The following is a 20,124-nucleotide window of genomic DNA, read 5'->3' on the forward strand; positions in this document are numbered from 1 at the left end:
CCTATGGAGGTTCGTATGAATAAGCTCTCTGAGCTGGTCGTTTTTGGCCAGCTTCTCTCTGATGTGATTGGAATCCCTGTATTTATCATTCATCCGGGTCGGACAATTGAAGCGGAGTTTGTAGACCGTTCGCTTCAGTCTAATCCTTACTTTACGTCCATTCGTGAACAGGTGGCGGGCTACGCTTATGCACTTTATGCTGCAGAGCAGCCGGTTCATTTTACCCGATCACGGCTCCAATATTTTTTTGTGAATGCGATGGATGAGAACCAGCTTACTGGCACGCTTGTCGTCGGTCCGTACATGAATGAGAAGCCGCAAGAGGGTGAATGGAACGAGACCATAAGCTCCCTCCCCATTGATAACCGGAGGCATTTGCTGGAGTTGTACGAAGAGATTGCGCTGCTCTCCACGGAGCGCATAGCCGCATGTAGCCGAATGATTTATTATGTGCTTCGCAGGCAACTCATTGACTCGTCGATTAGTCTTCTAGCGGATGCAATGTCGATGCAGGAATCGGTTGTGGAGAAGAAAGAGCCGGATGCGGAGCTGTCGCGAAGACGTCGAAGCGGTATGCTACACGCCAACCTGTCGCATGAGCGTGTCATGCTGCACTATGTGCGTAGCGGAGAGCGGGAGAGAATAAGAACATTCGTCATGGAATCCATCATTGCCGAGGACGAGTTTGGCGTGCTGGCCAAGCGGAGCAGGATTCGAAGCGAGAAGAACCTCATGATTACGGGAATCGCCCTGATTTGCCGAGCTGCAATTGAAGGAGGAATGCACGAGGAGGATGCGTTTACGCTGAGTGATTTCTATATTCAGCAGCTGGAGGAGAAGGATACGCTGCAAGCGATAAGCGCCATCATGACCGAGGTACTGTTCGACTTCGTTGACCGGGTCTCGGAGGTTCGCCGGGGTCACCACTCACCCGCAATACAGGATAGTCTTCACGAAATCGCTAACCATTTATACGGTGACATTACTCTTGAACGGCTAGCCGAGAGTGCGAATCTTAGCCCCAACTACTTGTCGAGCCTATTCAAGAAGGAGGTTGGACTGACTATTTCCGAGTATGTCCAGCGTGAACGGATTGAGGAAGCGAAGAGGCTGCTCACACTGACCGATTATCCGATTGCCGATATCGCAGCATGGCTGAACTTCAACGATCAAAGCTATTTCAACAAGGTATTTAAAAAGTGGAATGGAATGTCGCCGAAGGCATATCGGAAGAGCGAAAGGCGTCCGGCGCAAAAATATTCGGAATGAAGTGTAAAAAAACACTTACATCGGGGATAAATATTTTGTTATAATACCAAACAGACCAGTCGGTATGGTTTTGGGGGAGGTGTTTTAAATTGAATACAAAATCGCTAATCATTGAGAAGGCTACCGTCCTATTTCAGCAAAAGGGATACAAAAGTGTAGGTCTGAATGAACTTTTAAAAGTCTGCAACGTTACAAAAGGAGCGCTGTATCATCATTTTCCAAATGGTAAAGAAGAACTGTTAATTGCTTGTTTGCAAGCTTTAAACGAAGCCATTACGACAGATATCGAAAATATTTTTAGAAGGTATCCATCAACCATAGAAGCCACACAAGGCATGATCGAAAAACTAATTCACAACTTAGAAACAGAAGGTACGATTACCGGTTATACATTTAGCAGTATTGTCAGTGAAATGGCCACAGTGAGTGAGCCTGTCCGCAAAGCATGCAGTGTGCTGTATGAAAATATTCAATATATTTACTATGTGAAACTTATAGCTGAAGGTTATTCTGATGAATCAGCTGCTGCTATTGCCTTGATGATGACTGCTACAATCGAAGGTGCTATGCTGCTTTGTTTAACGCAAAAATCATCAGCTCCCTTAAAAACGATCGCTAAAATGTTGCCAAATGTATTGAAGACCTTTAATACAGAAAATTAGTTATGTTGACTGTATCTGATCTGTATTTATCGAATGATTAAACAAAGAAATGTCTTTTGAAAGGAAGAAAAGAATGAACTTAGAAACAAGATTGCCGAGAAACGGAAAAGAGGGAGCATTGTATGGTGCAATTATTTGTACATTGACCGTTCTGTTTATGACGTCATTAAATATAATTTTAGCTTCCCGAGAATTTAATGGAGAAGTTGTCTTCATGATTCTTAAAACGTTACCAATCATGTGGATTATTGTCATGATTTTGGAACCTGTGTTTATTGGCCGTATCGCCGAAAAATTGGTTGATAAATTTACTGAACCTACGGACAGCTTTAATTCCAAAATTATGTTCCGTATCTTATTTACTGTACTAGGAATGTCGGCTTGTATGACGCTTATTGGTCATATTGTAGGAAACGGTTTAAGTTCAGAAATTTTTAGCAACTTCTTAACCAACTGGCCAAGAAACTTCTTAATAGTACTAATTGCAGAGAGCTTAGTCATTCAACCCATTGCGCGATTAGCGATGGTAAAACTACATGCTGTCCAAGACAAAAAGGTGATGGAGTGTTGATGTGTTCGCAACCATATCGCATTTAAAGCAACAATACTGAAAACATAAATAAGCTCTCAGTCGAACGAATCAGTTCTACTGAGAGCTTATTTATGTTTTCGGAGAAGTTATTCCAGATCTACGAGCTGGTCCGTATTTTGATGCAAACGGAATAGCTGAGAAAGCTGCTTGGCGAGAAAAAGCGGCGTATAAGGCATATCATTGCGAAGCCAGCAGACAATTGTACCAATAAAGGCGGAGGAGCCGTACCAGATTGCAATATCTTTTGATACGATTACGGCCGGTTTAGATGAGTTGTTGTTTTGGTACTCTCTTCTGCTGGTGATAAGATCAACAATTAAATTCGAAAGCTTATCCGTGAAGATTGGTATGCGCTGCGAAGCGAGCAGAACCTTATAAAACTTAGAGTTCTCAGCAATATGCTCGAGCACTTTAAGCAGAATGGACCAATCCAAATCAGTAGAACGAGGCTGATTTCGAATGTCATGAAGAATAGTATGTATTTCATTAATCATGTCGTCTGATAATCTCTCAAGCATTTCCGGAATATCTCGGTAATGAAGATAGAAAGTAACACGATTGATGGTCGCGCGTTCCGCAATACGATTCACCGTTATTTTTTCTAGATCCGTCTCCTGCAGCAAATCTACAAAGGCATCTCGAATCAATTGACGCGTGCGAAGTACACGTGGATCCATTCGCGGTGATGTTGTTGACATAGGTACTCATTTCCTTTCCCTACAAATGATTTAAACGACAAGAATAGTTATTTATGTAGTTTATTCTCGGTATAGACGACAGAATCTGATGATCTGTAAACTAATAAACATTTTCAAAAAATCTGTAGTTTGTAAATTAGGCGCGATGTAATTATAATCTTTTACATTGAGTTTATTATACTACAAAGTGTTTATTAAATTCACGAACAATTTGAAGGGATTGAACATCATGAGTACAAGTTTAGCTTTTGACAGTAATTCAATTAAGAAAGGTCCCTTATTGTTTGTCATGATACTGGGTGCGTTCATCGCAGTTCTGAATCAGACGATAATGAGCGTTGCGCTGCCAGAGTTGATGATTGACTTTAGCATTGAGGCGTCAACAGCGCAGTGGCTGACAACCGGATACATGCTGGTTAACGGGGTACTTATTCCAATCACTGCATTCTTAATGCAGCGTTTTACGACCCGTGAGCTGTTTCAGTCTTCCATGATCATTTTTCTCGTTGGTACGATTGTTTCGGCAGTTGCGCCTAACTTCGACATTTTGCTAACTGGCCGCCTTATTCAAGCCGCTGGAGCGGGGATTATTATGCCGCTGTTAATGAATGTTATTCTGACCGTATTTCCTCCGGATAAGCGCGGAGCTGCTATGGGAATGGTTGGATTGTCTATTATTTTTGCTCCTGCAATTGGACCAGCAGTCGCTGGTTATATCATGGAGCATTATTCATGGCGTACGATGTTTTATGGAATGCTTCCAATTGTCGTCCTCATTATTGTAGTTGCTTATATTTTCCTGAAAAATGTAGCTGAACGAACCTATCCTAAAATTGATATTTTGAGTGTCGTTCTGTCAACAGTCGGATTTGGTACCGTTCTTTATGGCTTCAGCAGTGCTGGAAGCAAAGGCTGGTCAAGCGCAGAAGTGATTGCATCGCTTGTTACGGGTGTGGTTGCCTTGATTTTGTTTACATGGAGACAGCTGATTTCGAAGGATCCGCTTCTGGATCTAAGAGCTTTTAAATACAGCATGTTTTCCCTAACCACCATTATTAATATTGCTGTAACCATGGTCATGTATGCAGATATGATGCTGCTTCCACTCTATTTGCAAAGTGCACGTGGATACACCGCTTTGGAGTCAGGCTTGCTTATGCTCCCTGGCGCGCTTCTAATGGGACTAATGATGCCGATAACAGGAAAGCTATTCGACCGGTTTGGGGCAAAATGGCTGTCCATCATCGGTATGGCTATTACGATCATCACAACCATCGGCTTCGTTAATCTGACCGATTCGACTAGCTATACGTATTTAGTGCTGATGTCCACAGGACGACGCTTCGGTATGGCAATGTTCCTGATGCCAATCACTACGGCGGGTCTGAACCAACTGCCAGCAAGACTAAATGCGCACGGTACTGCAATATCTAACACCATCAAGCAGGTAGCTGGCGCAATAGGTACTTCTCTGCTTGTTACGGTTATGGCTAGCCGGACAAAGGCACATCTTCTAGATATGTCTGCAGCAGGCGACGCGGCTAATTTTTCGAAGGAGCATATTATGATGGAGGCTTCTATTCAAGGTATTAACGATGCGTATCTTGTCATCATTGGAATCGGAGTAGTAGGTCTGGTGCTTTCCTTCTTCATTAAGCGTGTAGGGCAAGCCGAGGAAGTAGAAGAAACTAAAATAGCTCTGAACCGAAAAACAGCTGTTGAGGCGTAGGAAGAGAAAAAAAGTATGAAATAGGAATAACGGTAGTCAAGTTTCCTAAATGTTTGCTCATTACAAATTATTAAGAAGAGCCTCGTGACTACTCACGAGGCTCTTTTTTGGCTTGAAATCATCTAACTGGATTCGCGTAAGCATGCTGTTTTTAAATAAGCAGCAAAGCTCTTAATATTCATCCGGATATGCCGATTATTGCCTTCAAGCTTGCTCATCATAATGCCGCCCTGCATGATGGAAAGGGAGAAGGTAGCCAGCGCCTCTATATCAAGGTCTTCTTTGAACTCACCGCTTTGCACACCTTCGGATATAATTTTTCTTTTGGCTTCCAGCGTACCTTGCAATGCTTGCTGGGCTTTCTCGCGTAGGCCTGGATGACTGTCGTCGCTTTCGATAGCAGTGTTGAGGAGGGGGCAGCCCCCGATGAAGGGAGGCGCTTCAACGACTTTCTCGTATATATTTAAATATGCCAGCAGCTTGCCAGAGGCCGTTTCCTGCTGACTGATTGCATGAGCAAGCTGAGCCCCAACAATACGCCCGGCATAACTAAAGGCTTCATATGCAATCTCATCTTTACTGGAAAAATGACGATAAATGCCGCCTTTCTTAATGCCTGTCAACTCTGTTATATCAGATAAGGATGAGCCCGAATATCCCTTTTGGTTAAAAAGTTCAGCGGCTTTCGTTATGATGTAATGGCGTGTCTTTTCACCTTTCTCCATCGTCATCCCCCTCGTACGTAACTGTATTTGTACACGTAGTATATCAAACGAATTTGCACTCTTGCAAAACATAACATCTATGTTATCATAAAAGATACCGAACGGTATCTTTTATGAGCGGCAGGGGTGAAACGATAATGGGCACAACATGGTTTAAGGAATCCAGCTATGCATGGATTGGATTAGGGTCTCTTTGGATTATTGGATTTATTGGTGCATTGACCAGGTTCAGCATGTCTTTTTTTCAGGTGCAAATAGCAATGGATTTACAGATTAGCAGGGGATTTATTTCGATGGCATGGTCGACTAATTTATTAATTACAGCGATATGCGCTCCTTTGGGTGGCTGGCTTGTAGATCGTTACGGTGCAAAAAGGATATTGTTTATAAGTGCAGTCTTGAGTACCTTGGGTACTGGCGTTGTCGTGTTAGGGAACCAGCCTATCTTGTTTTTCATTGGATATGGTGTAATCTCTGGTTTAGCTGGTATTGGGCTGACGACAAGTTATATATTGATGTTTGAATGGTTTAGGCATCATCGTGCTAAAGCAATGGCACTGCTTGGGAGTGCTTCCTCTGTAGGATTAGCGATTATTACGCCAATTTTCGTATCCGCGGGATGGCTGACTTGGAAGGATGCCTTTATGGCTTCTTTTGCCCTAGGAATAGTTGTGACATTACCTGTTATTTGGCTTGGAATTAAGAGCTCTCAACAGCAAAATATAAATAAAGCTCAAACGGATCATCCAGTAGAGGTCGTAGAGCATGATATACCGTTTAAAGTAACAACATCACCTAAGAAATTTGTCTATCTTCCTATCTTTGTCGTTGTCGCTATTGCGCTGTTTACCTGCGGTATTAATATGGGTTCCGTCGAAATGAACTTGGTAGCTATACATCAGTTGGCAGAAGTGTCACCAAGCATGCTCGCCTTATCCATGAGTATACTTGGCATTATGGAAATTACGGGGGCTCTCTTTTGCGGCTATTTTCTAGATCGATACAATAAATTAATGATGATGTCCATATTGTATGGCATACGTATTTTGGGTTTTATTTTCCTCTTTATGCACTTGGGAAGCTCACCCATTGTATTTGCAATTGCGTTTGGAATTACTTATTTAACCGCAGTACCCGGAGGAATCCTTGTCATTAATGAATTTGCAAAAGGGAAAGGAAAACATACGGGAGTCCTTCTTCTATTCCATCAGGGAGGCGGTATAGTGGGAGCATTAATCGGAGGCTTATCTTTCGATTATTTTGGGAGTTATCAGAACCTGATTGCCGTTGACATTCTAATCTGTATCCTCGTAACGCTGGGGTACTTCATATTATTTACGACCCATAAACGGAAGCTTCGAATCCCCAATAATAAGGTTGCAGCAAGCAAGGCGCTTTGAATTATTTTAAGGGCAGGTGCGCTTTAAAATTGGCTTTCTAGATGATATGCTGAACCGTAAAGCGGTACTGATGAAAGGATAACGAAATGAAAAGCATATTGTTTAAGTATATGACTAAATTCACGTCTCTTAGCGATGAGGAACAACAGGCTATCGTTGATGACATCCTTATCGAGGAATATAAAAAGGGAACAGTACTCCTTAGACAAGGAGATGTTCCCACAAAGTGTTATTTCGTGCTGAAGGGCATTGTCAGACAGCACTTAATAGATGAAGCGGGAAAAGAGGTTACATCGAATTTTTTCACAGAAGAGCAAGCCGTATCGATTTTTAATCGTCATCAGCAAAATAAGCCGTCCGCGTACACCTTAACTTGCCTTGAAGATTGTATATTGGTGGTTGGGGAGCTCGATGATGAAAAAGGCATGTTCAATAAACACTTACAACTCGAATCAATGGTACGCATAATGGTAGAAGAAAATCTGGGTGAGGTGCAAGATGAGTTGACATCATTCATTGCTTCTGCACCTGAAGAACGCTACAAAGCGCTATTACGAAAAAGGCCTCATCTCGTCGATCGTGTACCCCAACATCAATTGGCAAGCTATCTTGGCATAACGCCAGAGTCACTAAGCAGAATCAAGAAACGGGTCAACACCAGCGATAGTTAAGGAAGCTATTTTTCACTTTTGGGAAGTTTTCCTCCTCTGAGCAGCAGCCAAACTCCAAAGCCTAGCTCTCCTGCAATCATTGGCGCCATAAATACGACATTAAGTACATCAATTACCCCATCGTATTGTGAAAGAAACGTTTTGCTAAGGTGAACGACGATATAGCCTATTGAAGCAAGCAGCAATAAAATGCTGATCACTTTAGGAATACGGTTTGATTTTAAAGCCACATAGCCCACAATGAACAAATGCCCGCCAAAAACGATCAAACCAATAGACCAAATCGATTGGAATGCCTCAAGAAATAGCATCATAAGTGATTGCGTTTGTTCGATGTTGAATGAGACCGACTGGTCTGTATTTTTCGAGAGCAGAAATACAAGAATCAAGTTTAAAATGGCAATACCGAGTATTGTCGTATAGGTAAGACGGAGCCATGCACCTAGCAAGGAAAGGCTTTTATTCAATGGCTCTAGGAACACATAAAAAGCCCAGGTGACTAGAATGTCAGAAATCATAATGATGACCCAGCCAAAGATTTCTCCTTTGAAGAGGTTATTTGATGATACGATGTTGTTGAATGTGGTGCTGGCATCGCCCTCCACAATAAGGCTCCCATGGACAAAGCCATAGGAAAAAAATGAGGCAAGAGTCATGATGATGAGTGAAATGCCAGCCGTTAGAGCAGCAGTTCGCTGATTTGATTTTTCTTGTACGGTGATAGTCATAAGATAGCCTCCTATAGATCCTGTATTGTTTTCATTTTAACTAGGAGGAGTATGACTGGTCATTGACTTAAATCAAGGAAGAGGGATTTTTAAATTCATGAATACGCCTCAAACCTATAATCAATCGGTGGATTACTGGAAGCAATATCAGAAGTTTTTTCCTGAAGAAATGCAGATAAATGAAAACGGATTTCCAAAAGAAGAATGGATGACTTGGAACAATGTTCATATTCATCTGGATCGAATGCCTGCTCCGGATGCAAAATTAAAAATTATTTTCATCCATGGCGCTGGCGGGAATGGCAGATTGCTGGCTCCGTATGCACGAATACTGCAAACATACGGTTACGAAGTCGTATCTCCGGATCTGCCGCCTTATGGCTTAAGCTATACAAAATCGACAAAACAATTAGATTATCAACTTTGGATTGACATCCTTACGGCATTGATTGATGAGGAATTGAAGCAAGACGGTAAACCGATTATCTTGCTGGGTACTAGCATAGGAGGCATGTTAGCTTATCACACCGCTGTACAGAGTAAGAAAGTGAAAGGATTAATAGCAACAACTTTTGTTGATACGAGTGATTCCAGCGTTCGTGATCAATTAGCTCCTAACAAACTCATTAGCCGGTTGGGGAAATTTTCGATGGACAGTTTTCCTAAGCTGTTAGATTCCTTACATATCTCTGTTAATCGTGTATCTCGTATGAAATTAATTACGAACAATGTCGATTTGACCAAGCTTATTATGAATGATGCTCATGCCGCAGGAACGAAGATCCCTTTGCGCTTATTAAGAACGTTCTTAAATATGAAACCTGCAATAAAACCTGAGCATTTTGATGTTTGTCCGGTTTTGCTCGTCCATCCTCAATTGGATCCTATGACTCCGTATAGCTTCAGCAAACCATTTTTTGAAAAAATAAAAAGTAAAAAGGAATATGTAGCTTTAGAAGGGGCAGGCCATTTTCCAATTGAACAACCGGGGCTAGAGCAGATGAATGCTGCGGTGCTTTCTTTTTTGAAAACAATAGAGAACGAATAGTAAGTAGAACATCTATTCATATCGACTTAAAAAAGCCCTTTTGCGTAAAGCAAAAGGGCTGATATACGTTCATATGCTGTACGATTCTATCGCGATGGCGTTTGTCCCTATTTTTCTTGCATGGTTAATAACTTCGATGGAGTCTTCAATAATGCTCCGTATATTGGTAACATTTTTGGAATTTGCGACTAATCCACCGATATAGCAGCCCATGTTTTTGTTGCAGCCAATACTTGAAAAATCAAAGTTTATCATATCATCAATAATAGCTTGGGCAGTTTTTTGGATTTCTTCCTTTCCGGCTTTGGCAAATACAACGAATTCATCGCCATGAGCACGGCCAATGGCTGCCTGACTTAAAAAAGCTTTGATATTAGATTCAATGATTTGAAAACAAGCGACAATGACACGATCACCAACATCAAAGCCAAAATCATCATTGACCTGCTTGAAGTGGCTGATGTCAAATCGAAAAACGGCAATATCATCATTTTCTGCGCATAATTCCGTGATACTAGCAGCTGTTTCCAGAAACATTTCCATAATGGGAATGTTCTTTTTGATTTCATGGACGCTCGTTTGTTCGATTTTTAGCAAATGAACTTGTTTATCCATATTAAACCCTTCCTTCTCCAATATTAAGATGAGTCGATCAATTGCGATTTTCTTCTGTATTTGCTCATTTAAAGCAGAGGTAATCTCAATGCGCTTGCGTATCAACTGGTTAATAATTTTTGAGGTTTCGGTAGGTGCGATTAAAGCTTCCTTGATCTCATGCAGAGAGAATCCAAGATTTTTAAGTATGATGATCCAATTTAAATAATGAGCTTGCTCAGGGTCATAGCAGCGATAGCCAGTGAAAGGGTCGATTTTTGATGGTTTTAGAAGCCCTACCTCATCGTAATGTCGAAGCATTTTCGCGGTAACCTTATTTAATTGTGCGAATTCGCTGATTCTCATTTGGAACATCCTTTCATAGAGTACTCCGGCCGGAATAACTTATCATAAACATAAACCTTACCCTAGCAGGAAAGTCAATATTTACTTATAAAAGGACGTTATTCTGCCGAGGAAGGCACTAATATACAACCACACAAGTGCAAATTTACGATACCAAATTGTACCCTTGCACGATAATTATTAATTTGATAATATTTAGACATCAAATAGTTAGACGTCTAAATATAATGCAATCATATTACTTTATCGTGAGTGTCTCTAAGGAAGGGGTTTACGAATAATGGGAAGAATGAACGAGAAAGTGGCGCTTATCACTGGAGGAGCTTCAGGCATAGGCTTGTCCGCAGCTAACTTGATGGCAAAAGAGGGAGCAAAAGTAGTCATTGCCGACTTTAATGCTGAGGGGGCCAAAGAAGCTGCCGAAAATATTAAAATCCAAGGCGACGAAGCCGTAAGCGTATTTCTTGATGCCGGGGACGAAGTGTCCATTAAGGAAGCAGTTGAATTTACGGTACAACAATATGGTAAAATCACGAGCCTGTTCAACAATGTCGGCTCGACAAACCTGAAGAAGGATATAGATGTTGTTAACGTTGATCTGGATGAGTGGGATCGGCTTATGAATGTTAATTTAAAGAGTGTCTTACTCGGCTGCAGATTCGCTATCCCTCATATGATCCATGCTGGTGGAGGCTCGATTATCAATACAGCTTCTATGGCGGGTTTTCATGGAGATCAAGTTCGGGTTGCATACGGAGCTTCGAAGGCAGGCGTTATAAATCTTACCAAATATATCGCTACCCAATATGGGAAGAATAACATTCGTTGTAATGCAGTAGCACCTGGATTGATTTTGACGCCAGCTGCTAAAAATAATATGCCCTCGGAGGTATTGGATATCTTCGCTAAATATAACGCACTGCCTTATCACGGAGAACCGGATGATATTGGACATACCGTCCTGTTCCTGGCTTCAGATGAATCCAGATTTATTACGGGACAGACGATTCAGGTTGAGGGAGGGCATTATATTGCAAACCCATCCGTCCCTGATTTCGAGCAATATATGAAACTGGCACAGCATCCATGACAGCTGAAGATTGCGACTGAAGCGGCCAGCCAAAATATGCTGACATGAATTATAGAAATTCGCTATGCGGTTTTAATGATAGGAACAAATAGCAGATCAATCAAATTACGTTAGGAGAATGCGATATGGGGAAATTGGACAATAAAGTAGCAATTATTACTGGCGGGGCATCGGGTATAGGCGAACACATGGTTAATCTGTTTGCACAAGAAGGAGCTATCGTTATTGCCGCAGACATTAATGAGGCAGCTCTTGAATTGGCAAGTCAAAAACAGAATGTTTACGGTATGAAATTAAATGTTGCCTCTGATGATGATTGGCAGGCGCTGGCAAAGGATGTTCATGATCGTTTTGGTAAAATTGATATTCTCGTCAACAACGCAGGCATTTCTTCTGAAAAACCATACGAGCAAATCAATATCGAGGATTGGCAGAAAATGCTCTCCATTAATGGGTTTGGCCCATTTGCCGGGATGAAGCATGTCACTCCCTATATGGCAGCCCAAAAGAAAGGCTCCATCGTTAATATTTCTTCGTACACGGCTTTGATCGGCCAAGGTTTTAATCACTATTCAGCCTCTAAGGGTGCAGTTCGCGCGATCTCTAAAGCGGCGGCTACAGCTTTTGGGCGTCAAGGCATCCGGGTAAACGCACTATTTCCGGGGATCATTGAAACACCAATGACACAAGCTTTAAGCACTTCAAAGGACCTGTTAGACCGCTTAATCCAGGCCACACCTCTACAGCGTTTAGGCCAACCTGACGATATTGCTCAAGCAGCGTTGTTCTTAGCTTCTGATGATTCTTCGTATATTACAGGATCTGAGTTAGTAATTGATGGTGGATACTCAGCTCAATAATGTGTAATATGATGACAGCCCTTAATTTTAATTAAGGGCTGTCATTTATGTGCACCAAGGAGGTCTTTATGGAAGAGCAAACCATCTTCAATCTCATACATAACATGGATAAATTCACCAATAAAATGATTATTCAGTGGAACAAGTCATTCAATGAGGACTTAGGTGTTTCTCATGTGCTTGTGCTCGGCCATCTTAAACAAAACGGAAAGAGCAGGCCATCGGACATTGCAAAAATATTAGGGCTTACCCCGCCTACGCTTAGTTATTTATCGGAAAAACTTGTCGCCAAGAAATTAGTCGTCAGATTAATGGATGAGTCTGATCGTCGAATTATTTATTTGGGCATTACCGACAAAGGTGCAGATATTCTTAAAAGAGCACAGCTGGAGGGGCAACGGCTGCGTACAAATCTATTAGACAAATTGACTGAGCAGGAGCGGGAGCAGCTAGCCAACCTGTATAGTAAGCTGAATAAAGAGGACTAGATTTTCTGTATACGCAAGATTGTGGTTGCGGTGAATAGTACTGGTGTTTGTTAAAAAGAGGATAGGTAAAGCTTTGTAGCTACCTATTATTTAAAATATGCCTAAGACTGTCCAAAGGACGGTCTTAGGCATGTTCTTGTTTATGCTTATTTCTTTAATTGTAGCAAATTGATAATGATAGTTACTGCTTCGGCTCTTGTTGCCGTATCGTTGGGCACAAATAGGTTGCCGCTGCGTCCGCTTATGATTCCCAATTCCTTCACTGCGGCTACTGAACCTTTTGCCCATGCTGGAATTTGGCTATCATCAGCAAAATTTGTCACTGTAGCAGCTGTTGTATCTGCTTTAGCAGCTCTAGCCATCATAACCGCTAATTCTGACCGAGATATGCTCGCTGCTGGACGGAAGCTGCCGTCTTCATAGCCATTTACAATCTTCGCTTCGGATGCTTGCGCAATGGCCTTCTGAGCCCATTCTGCAATAGGATCTGTGAAGCTCAGTTTTGTATCATTGTCGGCAGGTTTTAGCGCATTCATCAGCATAACTGCAAATTCAGCGCGTGTTACTGTAGCATTTGGTTTAAACGTTCCGTCGCTATAACCTTTGACGATCCCTTTGCTTACCGCTTGTTTAATCTGAGCTTCCGCCCAATGTCCTGTAGTATCACTAAAGTTGGACGAGTCTGATACTGGCAATCCCGTTGCTTGGTCTACAACGAGTACAGCATACTTCGTAAAGTGATCAACCTCTACAGCAATATGGCTGCCGTTAATTTTGCCGCCATTAACCTTCACCCATTCCTTCTTCACTTCATCAAAGTAGAAGATTGCGACCGTTTGATTACTGTTCAGTTTGGCTGAATCGAATGCAAACGTCAAAGTAACGGGTTTATTGAAGTTTTCAGGGAAGTTTTTTAGAACCTCATAGATCGAGCTCGCGAGAATCTCATGTTTGCTAAGCAGATTTTGAGAATTTAATACTTTCTCAATTGTTAATTTTAGCTCCTTGTTACTAGCACTGGCTGGAATGGTTATAATGAGCTCATTGTCCAATCTAACCTCGCCGGCTCTTCCAATAGGAAGCGTTAGGCTCCCATTCGTGGAGATGACTGGTTCGGAGCTGTTGCTTGAACCACCGCCGTTATTTCCATTTTCTACTGTACCATTGTCTTGAGCAGCTCTTGTTATCGTTGCTGTATATTTAGTTCCAGTGCCGTCCTGAGCAATGACGAATAGTTCAATCCGATTGCTGCCTACATTAAGGGGAAGCTCACTGCTTGTTTCTCCATTTGCTAAGCTAATCGGACCTGCTACAAGTACATTGGCACTATTGTATACACTTGCTGTCACAGTGCCATACGTTGAATCACTGACCGTAGCTGATATGGTAATGTTGGACAAAGAGTTAGGCACATTGCCCGTATAGGCGTATACATTTTCGCTTACCGTTTGATCTAATGTCACATTGCTTAAGGTTAATGTTTTCAAGCTTGCACTAGAGCTCAATGTTCTAAAATCAACCTCATTACCATAGCTTACTCCAATTTCATTTATCACATATGCACGTGCATAATAGATTGTAGCGGATTGAAGTCCTGTGAGATGAACAGAAAAGGCTTCTGTCCCATCTAATTCAGCTGCGGATTTTCCATCTATTACAGTAGGATTCGGATGAGTGGAGTATACGATTCCCCGTTCGGCAACCTCGCCGCCACCATCTGAAGTTACTGTTCCTCCTGCGACAGCCGACATAGAGTTGATTTGACTTACCTCTAGGTCCGTTTCAACAGTTGCAGGCTGAATAGAGGAAGCTACAAAACGGTAAGTATTGGAGTAAGTTGTATAACCATCGTCATTCATAGCTTCAACTTTCCAATAATAGGTTGTTCCTTCTTTTAACTCTATTTCGAATTCCTTCATATCTAAGTTGTTTTCTGCGATATGTTCAATACTCCACCCAGAATTAAATTCAGGATCATTACCTAAAATGAATTCATACGAAACGGCATTGGCAGCAGTCTCCCACTGGAAAGTTGGAGATAGGGAAGCGAATGTACCATCTGCTGGACCTATGAGGTGGGTATAACCCGGAAACAGTTCATTATTCAATAAAATCGGCTCATACTGAGCATGACGAATCATTGTATAGCTGCCTTGATCATCCGGAATAAATTGAATGGCTTGCTTCTCAGTCAGGCTCTTCTCTCTCAGAGAATACGTTACATAGTCGCCAATGTCACTTTCTTGTATTCCGATTAAGGCACTTGAACCAAATGATTTATTAGCTAAACTGATTCTGATTTCTTTATCGTCTGAATTGGTGGCCATAAGATTAGGGTATTGCAGTTGAATAACATTAGTAGATTCATATAAGATGACTTGGAAGGTTCCGAAGGGGTTCATATTAGAGTTGCAACAAAAGCGCATATTCGTATATTGTAATACAAATTTCCGATTTGGTGCTTCTCCAATCGTTTTGTAGAGGACTGTACCATCCAGCTCTAGCGAAAGATCAGCCAAAAAAGCTGTAATATAATGATTGGGACTCTCCAAAGGCAGTTCTTCTAAGCTTTCAGGTGTTCCGAAATCATTGGTAGGATTGTTGAACATGAGGAGGCCGTTGGTATTAGCATAAACCTGTTCATTTTTTGTCCCGTAGAAATCAAACGAAAATCCAATTGGAATAGCTCCGGACACACCATCATCCCAATCATCAAAGTCTATCTTGGTTGCATCCTCATAAATGGACTCAATAGGTTGATTCACAGGTAATACACTAGCAGCGTAAGCTTCTGAAGAATGTAGGGTAGACCCCCAACTTACCATAACCACAAAAGCTAAACCTAGCATTAAACCTTTACGTATGTTCTTGACTATCCGCACGTTTTACTTCCCCTTTTCCCATTTCAAAATGATTGGCGGCTCTAAACTTACGCAGTTCTCCCGCATCATTTAACGCCACTATCAAATATAAATTATTATTCAAATGACAAATAGTGAGCGTTGTCATCAGTTTTGTCATATGACAAGTTTATTTATAGAAGGCAATATGACCTTTCAGGGTTAGGGTCGAGGCTTTATTTGCATGTGCTTCCTGAGTTAGGGAATATTAAAGATCGATTAAGCATGTGCAAATATGACCTATAACAAATGAAGGAGAAGTGTTATGAATTACAGGAATATCACCGTTGCCGGCAGCGGCGTATTAGGAAGCCAAATCGCGTACCAAACTGCTTTCAAAGGGTTTAATGTATCTGTATATGACATTAACGATGAGGCTCTAGAGCGTGCCAAAGAAAGAATTGTAAATTTGAAGCCGCGGTATCAAGAAGATCTTGGGGCTACGAGTGAAGCGGTAAATGCAGCTTATGACCGTATCTCGTTCAGCTCTGATTTATCACAAGCTGTTGCAGATGCTGATCTTGTCATTGAAGCCATTCCTGAGGTCGTACAAATGAAAATTGATTTTTACAAGAAGTTGGGAGAGGCAGCTCCTGCCAAAACGATTTTTGCAACAAACTCTTCAACTTTATTGCCAAGCCAATTTGCGCATGCAACAGCTCGTCCGGAAAAGTTTCTAGCGCTGCATTTTGCAAATGAGATTTGGAAAAACAATACGGCGGAAATCATGAGGCATCCGGGAACAGATATGAAGGTATTCGATGAAGTTATTGCGTTTGCGAAAGCCATCGGAATGGTTGCTTTGCCTTTACATAAAGAACAGCCAGGTTATATTTTGAATTCTTTATTAGTTCCTCTATTGGAAGCTGCGCAGCTGCTCCTAGTCAAAGAAGTTGCTGATGTAGAAACGATTGATAAAACATGGATGGTAGCCACAGGAGCGCCACTAGGCCCGTTTGCCATCTTGGACGTTGTAGGCATCAATACCGCTTACAATATCGGATTTGCAAAAGCGCAGGCTACAGGTGATCAAAATTTTGAGAAAGTGGCTGCGCTATTGAAGTCAGAGTACGTAGATAAAGGAAAGCTTGGAAGAGCCACCGGAGAAGGATTTTATAAATACCCGAATCCTAATTTCATTAAACCGGATTTTTTGAAAAGTTAGTTCTTTATCGTTGCAAAAGAAAAGGAGCTGTCCCAAGTAGATTTATCTACGCTTGGAGCAGCTCCTATTTTTTTATGAAGCTTAGGCAGAATGATGTCCTCCCCTTAGCATATTTACAGCTTACGAACCTTGCAGGTCTTATTTTAATCATTTGTAGTGGATTGGAATTGTATAGAACCCCAGAATCGTTATTTCGAGAAAAGCAGCTCATAAAACGTTACAAAGCATGCAATAACGTTAATAAGATTCGTTAAAATGGAACGGAAGCCGTTTTCTGCATAATAAGCATCATACAGTTCGTTAGAGATATGGTCTTGGGATGTTATGAGCTAAATTAAAAAGACCCCGGCAGACGCTGCCGAGGTCAACTATATAAAATAAATTGCGCACAAAGAAGCACTATGTTAATATTAATGAACCACTGAATAGTTTTTGTGAAGTTCACAGATTTATTACATCTTATCTACACTCTTATCTTATCACATGGATTTACAGTTTGTCAAATGTTCTTTTTCTTCTCCAGACCAAACTAACAAGGAGCGTGTTCAGGAGGATGATGAATGCAAAAGATTGGCAGCAAGAGCAGGAACGGTTGGATATGGTTACGAAACAGCTGCAAGCAAGTATCGCTGAGCTAGAGCCTGAAGTGGATCAGCTTCGCGATCAGGCGGCGGACATCCGCAAACGATTTTGGGAAGAGGTTACGGTCGATACGAGCACAGATGAAGATTTTGAAGAGACCTTCTTAACGATTAAGCAGCAGTCTGCGGTGTTGTCAGAACGGGAACGAAGCCACCAGCAGCTGAAGAGGCAGTGGAAGAGTATGAACCGCTTGCTGCCTTCTCCATATTTCGGGCGTATCGACTTTCATGAGGATGGTCTTGAATCCAAGGAGAAAGTTTATATCGGTGTATCGTCCTTCGTCGATGCAGATGGTATGAGCTTCCTAGTGTATGACTGGCGTACACCTATAGCGAGTGTATACTATGACTATTCGCCAGGGTTGGTTGCCTTTGAAACACCAGGAGGGCATGTCGCTGGGAAAATGGAACTGAAAAGGCAATACCAGATTCGAGGCGGGCAGATTCAGAATTTGTTCGACTCGAGCTTAACTATAGGTGACGAACTGCTTCAGCAGGTGCTTGGCAAAGGCGCAGATGCACAGATGAAAAGTATCGTTGCAACCATTCAAAAGGAGCAAAATGAGATTATTCGCAATGATAATAGCCGAATGCTCATTGTGCAAGGAGCCGCGGGCAGCGGGAAAACCTCTGCGGCACTGCAGCGTGTGGCGTACTTGCTGTACAAACACCGCGAGAGGCTGAAAGCGGACCAAATCGTGCTTTTTTCGCCCAATCCGATGTTTAACAGTTACGTTGCCACCGTTCTTCCCGAGCTTGGCGAGGAAAATATGCAGCAGACGACCTTTCAAGAATATCTGGAATATTGGCTTGGACGGACATTTCGTCTGGAGGACCCGTTCGATCAGCTCGAATATGTGCTGACAGAAGAATCCGATCCGGGATACGAGGCGAGAATGAAGGGGATTCAATATAAGTCGTCGGAAGTTTTCCTTCAAGCTCTCCGAAACTATGCCTTATGGCTCGGCCAGAAAGGCATGCGATTTCAGGCGATTCAGTTCCGAGATCGTGAATTAATTACCGCGGAGCAAATGAAATCGCAATTTTACAGCTACGACCCCTCCATCCGCTTGGTCAATCGTGTCGTTTTACTGCAGGAGTGGATAATGCGTGAGCTGGTCATGCTGGAGCGTAAGGAGCGGGACGAGAGCTGGGTGGAGGAGGAACTCAACTACCTCGATAATGATCAATATGCGGCAGCCTATCAGTTTTTGCGTAAAGACAAAGGGATCTTCGAGTTTGCAGAGCAGTATGTCGAAGCCTATAACATCATGAATAATAAGCACCAGCAAGAGGACGATGTATTTGATTTTGCACAGCAGGAGGAAGAGCTGCTGCGCCGAATGGTTGTGAAAGAAAACTTTAAACCGCTGAGGCAAAGTGTGAGACGGTTGTTATTTATAGATATGGTTGGTATTTATGATCAATTGTTTAGTGATAATAATGCCTATCAGGAAATGACGAATGAAACCGTAGTGCCTAGTGATTGGACAGAAATATGCAAGCAAACGAAAGAGAAGCTGAGCAAGCTCGAATTGTTTTATGAGGATGCGACACCATACTTGTATTTAAAAGAACTCATTGAGGGTATTCGGACCAATACGGAGGTTCGGCATGTATTTGTCGATGAAGGCCAGGATTACTCGATTTTTCAGTATGAATTTCTCAAAAAGCTGTTTCCCCGTGCTCAAATGACGGTGCTCGGTGATTTCGGCCAGGCGATCTTTACGCAGGCGACGAACTTGCACGAGATGGATTCGCCGCTTATACGGCTTTATGGCGAAACAGAAACGAAACGCTTCTTTCTCGTTCGCAGTTATCGCTCCACCCGAGAAATTGTGGAATTTACGAGGTTATTGCTGCCATACGGGGAGGCGATCGTGCCCTTCGAAAGAGGTGGCAAGAAGCCGCTTCTCTGTAAGGCGGATAGCAGTGAGAAACGAGTGGAAAGAATCGCGGCAGATCTTGCTGCCCTTCAAGCTGAAGGCTTCGAATCTATCGCCGTCATTACGAAGACAGCGACCGAGAGCTGTGATGCCTACGAAGCGTTGACAGACGCGGGCTGTCAGGCGCTTCGGCTCATTACGAAGAAGACGCCTACCTTCGAGAATGGAGTGCATGTCATTCCTGCGTATCTTGCCAAGGGAGTGGAATTCGATGCCGTACTGATCTACGATGCTTCTTCGCAGACCTATCATCGGGAAAGCGAACGCAAGCTTTTCTATACGGCATGTACACGTGCGATGCACCAGCTTATCCTCTACACGACAGGAGATTGGACACCTTATATTCAAGCCGTGGATCGTTCCTTGTATGATTTGGAGCAATAAGAAATTGATGCACGTTTATTAGATAATTATTTATGGTCCGATCGCTACTTTTGGGAAATAAGCTTGAGATATAAAAATTTTGAAATCATTAGGCTTATGTTCCATTTTTCGCGATTTAATATTTAAAATCAAAGGAATTACTTTGGTTTTGTCGAAATAGGTTGGATT

17 protein-coding genes are annotated in these 20,124 nt (G+C 42.2%); 12 read left to right on the forward strand and 5 right to left on the reverse strand.

Annotated elements, in window-relative coordinates; all coding sequences use genetic code 11:
- The first annotated feature begins 15 nt into the window (after positions 1-15).
- The 3 genes from AC1DOV_RS16400 (at position 16) to AC1DOV_RS16410 (ending at position 2,502) form a co-directional block, all read left to right on the forward strand.
- Complete coding sequence (locus AC1DOV_RS16400) at positions 16-1,269, forward strand: helix-turn-helix domain-containing protein (RefSeq protein ID WP_477550468.1); 1,254 nt, start codon at positions 16-18, stop codon at positions 1,267-1,269.
- A gap of 89 nt (positions 1,270-1,358) precedes the next feature.
- On the forward strand, positions 1,359-1,931 hold the full coding sequence (locus AC1DOV_RS16405) for a TetR/AcrR family transcriptional regulator (RefSeq protein ID WP_477550469.1): 573 nt from the start codon (positions 1,359-1,361) through the stop codon (positions 1,929-1,931).
- 73 nt (positions 1,932-2,004) lie between these two features.
- Positions 2,005-2,502, forward strand: coding sequence for a DUF2798 domain-containing protein (locus AC1DOV_RS16410; RefSeq protein WP_477550470.1), 498 nt, complete (start codon positions 2,005-2,007; stop codon positions 2,500-2,502).
- A 107-nt stretch (positions 2,503-2,609) separates the two neighbouring features.
- On the opposite strand, the gene AC1DOV_RS16415 is transcribed toward AC1DOV_RS16410, so the two are convergent.
- Positions 2,610-3,221, reverse strand: coding sequence for a TetR/AcrR family transcriptional regulator (locus AC1DOV_RS16415; protein WP_441878213.1), 612 nt, complete (start codon positions 3,219-3,221; stop codon positions 2,610-2,612).
- A gap of 229 nt (positions 3,222-3,450) precedes the next feature.
- Here AC1DOV_RS16415 and AC1DOV_RS16420 point away from each other — a divergent pair, with 229 nt between their 5' ends.
- Complete coding sequence (locus tag AC1DOV_RS16420) at positions 3,451-4,950, forward strand: DHA2 family efflux MFS transporter permease subunit (protein ID WP_477550471.1); 1,500 nt, start codon at positions 3,451-3,453, stop codon at positions 4,948-4,950.
- 122 nt (positions 4,951-5,072) lie between these two features.
- On the opposite strand, the gene AC1DOV_RS16425 is transcribed toward AC1DOV_RS16420, so the two are convergent.
- The gene (locus AC1DOV_RS16425) at positions 5,073-5,675 is read right to left on the reverse strand and encodes a TetR/AcrR family transcriptional regulator (protein ID WP_441878217.1); all 603 of its coding nucleotides are present in this window, start codon (positions 5,673-5,675) and stop codon (positions 5,073-5,075) included.
- Positions 5,676-5,812: 137 nt separating this feature from the next.
- Here AC1DOV_RS16425 and AC1DOV_RS16430 point away from each other — a divergent pair, with 137 nt between their 5' ends.
- Together AC1DOV_RS16430 and AC1DOV_RS16435 are read left to right on the forward strand one after the other, a co-directional pair.
- On the forward strand, positions 5,813-7,075 hold the full coding sequence (locus AC1DOV_RS16430) for an MFS transporter (protein ID WP_477550472.1): 1,263 nt from the start codon (positions 5,813-5,815) through the stop codon (positions 7,073-7,075).
- 86 nt (positions 7,076-7,161) lie between these two features.
- Positions 7,162-7,746 carry a Crp/Fnr family transcriptional regulator gene (locus AC1DOV_RS16435; protein WP_441878222.1) on the forward strand — a complete coding sequence of 195 codons (585 nt, stop codon included), beginning with the start codon at positions 7,162-7,164 and terminating at the stop codon, positions 7,744-7,746.
- Between the two features lie 5 nt (positions 7,747-7,751).
- Here AC1DOV_RS16435 and AC1DOV_RS16440 read toward each other — a convergent pair whose 3' ends face one another.
- Positions 7,752-8,474, reverse strand: a complete 723-nt coding sequence (locus AC1DOV_RS16440) for a DUF4386 domain-containing protein (RefSeq protein ID WP_477509583.1) — start codon at positions 8,472-8,474, stop codon at positions 7,752-7,754.
- Positions 8,475-8,571: 97 nt separating this feature from the next.
- Between AC1DOV_RS16440 and AC1DOV_RS16445 the strand changes: the two genes are divergently transcribed.
- Positions 8,572-9,522, forward strand: a complete 951-nt coding sequence (locus tag AC1DOV_RS16445) for an alpha/beta hydrolase (protein WP_477509582.1) — start codon at positions 8,572-8,574, stop codon at positions 9,520-9,522.
- Between the two features lie 69 nt (positions 9,523-9,591).
- Here AC1DOV_RS16445 and AC1DOV_RS16450 read toward each other — a convergent pair whose 3' ends face one another.
- Positions 9,592-10,482 carry a diguanylate cyclase domain-containing protein gene (locus AC1DOV_RS16450; RefSeq protein ID WP_477550473.1) on the reverse strand — a complete coding sequence of 297 codons (891 nt, stop codon included), beginning with the start codon at positions 10,480-10,482 and terminating at the stop codon, positions 9,592-9,594.
- Between the two features lie 280 nt (positions 10,483-10,762).
- On the opposite strand from AC1DOV_RS16450, the gene AC1DOV_RS16455 reads away from it, so the two are divergent.
- The 3 genes from AC1DOV_RS16455 to AC1DOV_RS16465 all read left to right on the forward strand — a co-directional run bounded on the left by AC1DOV_RS16455 (position 10,763) and on the right by AC1DOV_RS16465 (position 12,920).
- Complete coding sequence (locus AC1DOV_RS16455; protein WP_441878230.1) at positions 10,763-11,572, forward strand: SDR family NAD(P)-dependent oxidoreductase; 810 nt, start codon at positions 10,763-10,765, stop codon at positions 11,570-11,572.
- Between the two features lie 125 nt (positions 11,573-11,697).
- Positions 11,698-12,432: an SDR family NAD(P)-dependent oxidoreductase gene (locus AC1DOV_RS16460; RefSeq protein WP_441878232.1), complete on the forward strand. Its 735-nt coding sequence runs from the start codon at positions 11,698-11,700 to the stop codon at positions 12,430-12,432.
- Between the two features lie 68 nt (positions 12,433-12,500).
- Positions 12,501-12,920: a MarR family winged helix-turn-helix transcriptional regulator gene (locus AC1DOV_RS16465; RefSeq protein ID WP_339205714.1), complete on the forward strand. Its 420-nt coding sequence runs from the start codon at positions 12,501-12,503 to the stop codon at positions 12,918-12,920.
- A gap of 146 nt (positions 12,921-13,066) precedes the next feature.
- Here the strand turns inward: AC1DOV_RS16465 and AC1DOV_RS16470 are convergent, their stop codons facing one another.
- The gene (locus AC1DOV_RS16470) at positions 13,067-15,685 is read right to left on the reverse strand and encodes an S-layer homology domain-containing protein (RefSeq protein WP_477550474.1); all 2,619 of its coding nucleotides are present in this window, start codon (positions 15,683-15,685) and stop codon (positions 13,067-13,069) included.
- Positions 15,686-16,085: 400 nt separating this feature from the next.
- Here AC1DOV_RS16470 and AC1DOV_RS16475 point away from each other — a divergent pair, with 400 nt between their 5' ends.
- Complete coding sequence (locus AC1DOV_RS16475; protein ID WP_477550475.1) at positions 16,086-16,985, forward strand: 3-hydroxyacyl-CoA dehydrogenase; 900 nt, start codon at positions 16,086-16,088, stop codon at positions 16,983-16,985.
- 556 nt (positions 16,986-17,541) lie between these two features.
- The gene (gene helD, locus AC1DOV_RS16480) at positions 17,542-19,956 is read left to right on the forward strand and encodes an RNA polymerase recycling motor HelD (protein ID WP_477550582.1); all 2,415 of its coding nucleotides are present in this window, start codon (positions 17,542-17,544) and stop codon (positions 19,954-19,956) included.
- Positions 19,957-20,124 lie beyond the last annotated feature (168 nt).

This window comes from Paenibacillus sp. 01T47 (assembly GCF_056398245.1).

Bases quoted from the DNA above. Each gene is read 5' to 3' on its own strand.
- AC1DOV_RS16400 (WP_477550468.1), top strand. From the start codon at position 16: ATGAATAAGCTCTCTGAGCTGGTCGTTTTTGGCCAGCTTCTCTCTGAT.
- AC1DOV_RS16410 (WP_477550470.1), top strand. From the start codon at position 2,005: ATGAACTTAGAAACAAGATTGCCGAGAAACGGAAAAGAGGGAGCATTG.
- AC1DOV_RS16415 (WP_441878213.1), bottom strand. From the start codon at position 3,221: ATGTCAACAACATCACCGCGAATGGATCCACGTGTACTTCGCACGCGT.
- AC1DOV_RS16420 (WP_477550471.1), top strand. From the start codon at position 3,451: ATGAGTACAAGTTTAGCTTTTGACAGTAATTCAATTAAGAAAGGTCCC.
- AC1DOV_RS16425 (WP_441878217.1), bottom strand. From the start codon at position 5,675: ATGGAGAAAGGTGAAAAGACACGCCATTACATCATAACGAAAGCCGCT.
- AC1DOV_RS16430 (WP_477550472.1), top strand. From the start codon at position 5,813: ATGGGCACAACATGGTTTAAGGAATCCAGCTATGCATGGATTGGATTA.
- AC1DOV_RS16435 (WP_441878222.1), top strand. From the start codon at position 7,162: ATGAAAAGCATATTGTTTAAGTATATGACTAAATTCACGTCTCTTAGC.
- AC1DOV_RS16440 (WP_477509583.1), bottom strand. From the start codon at position 8,474: ATGACTATCACCGTACAAGAAAAATCAAATCAGCGAACTGCTGCTCTA.
- AC1DOV_RS16445 (WP_477509582.1), top strand. From the start codon at position 8,572: ATGAATACGCCTCAAACCTATAATCAATCGGTGGATTACTGGAAGCAA.
- AC1DOV_RS16450 (WP_477550473.1), bottom strand. From the start codon at position 10,482: ATGAGAATCAGCGAATTCGCACAATTAAATAAGGTTACCGCGAAAATG.
- AC1DOV_RS16455 (WP_441878230.1), top strand. From the start codon at position 10,763: ATGGGAAGAATGAACGAGAAAGTGGCGCTTATCACTGGAGGAGCTTCA.
- AC1DOV_RS16460 (WP_441878232.1), top strand. From the start codon at position 11,698: ATGGGGAAATTGGACAATAAAGTAGCAATTATTACTGGCGGGGCATCG.
- AC1DOV_RS16465 (WP_339205714.1), top strand. From the start codon at position 12,501: ATGGAAGAGCAAACCATCTTCAATCTCATACATAACATGGATAAATTC.
- AC1DOV_RS16475 (WP_477550475.1), top strand. From the start codon at position 16,086: ATGAATTACAGGAATATCACCGTTGCCGGCAGCGGCGTATTAGGAAGC.
- helD (WP_477550582.1), top strand. From the start codon at position 17,542: ATGAATGCAAAAGATTGGCAGCAAGAGCAGGAACGGTTGGATATGGTT.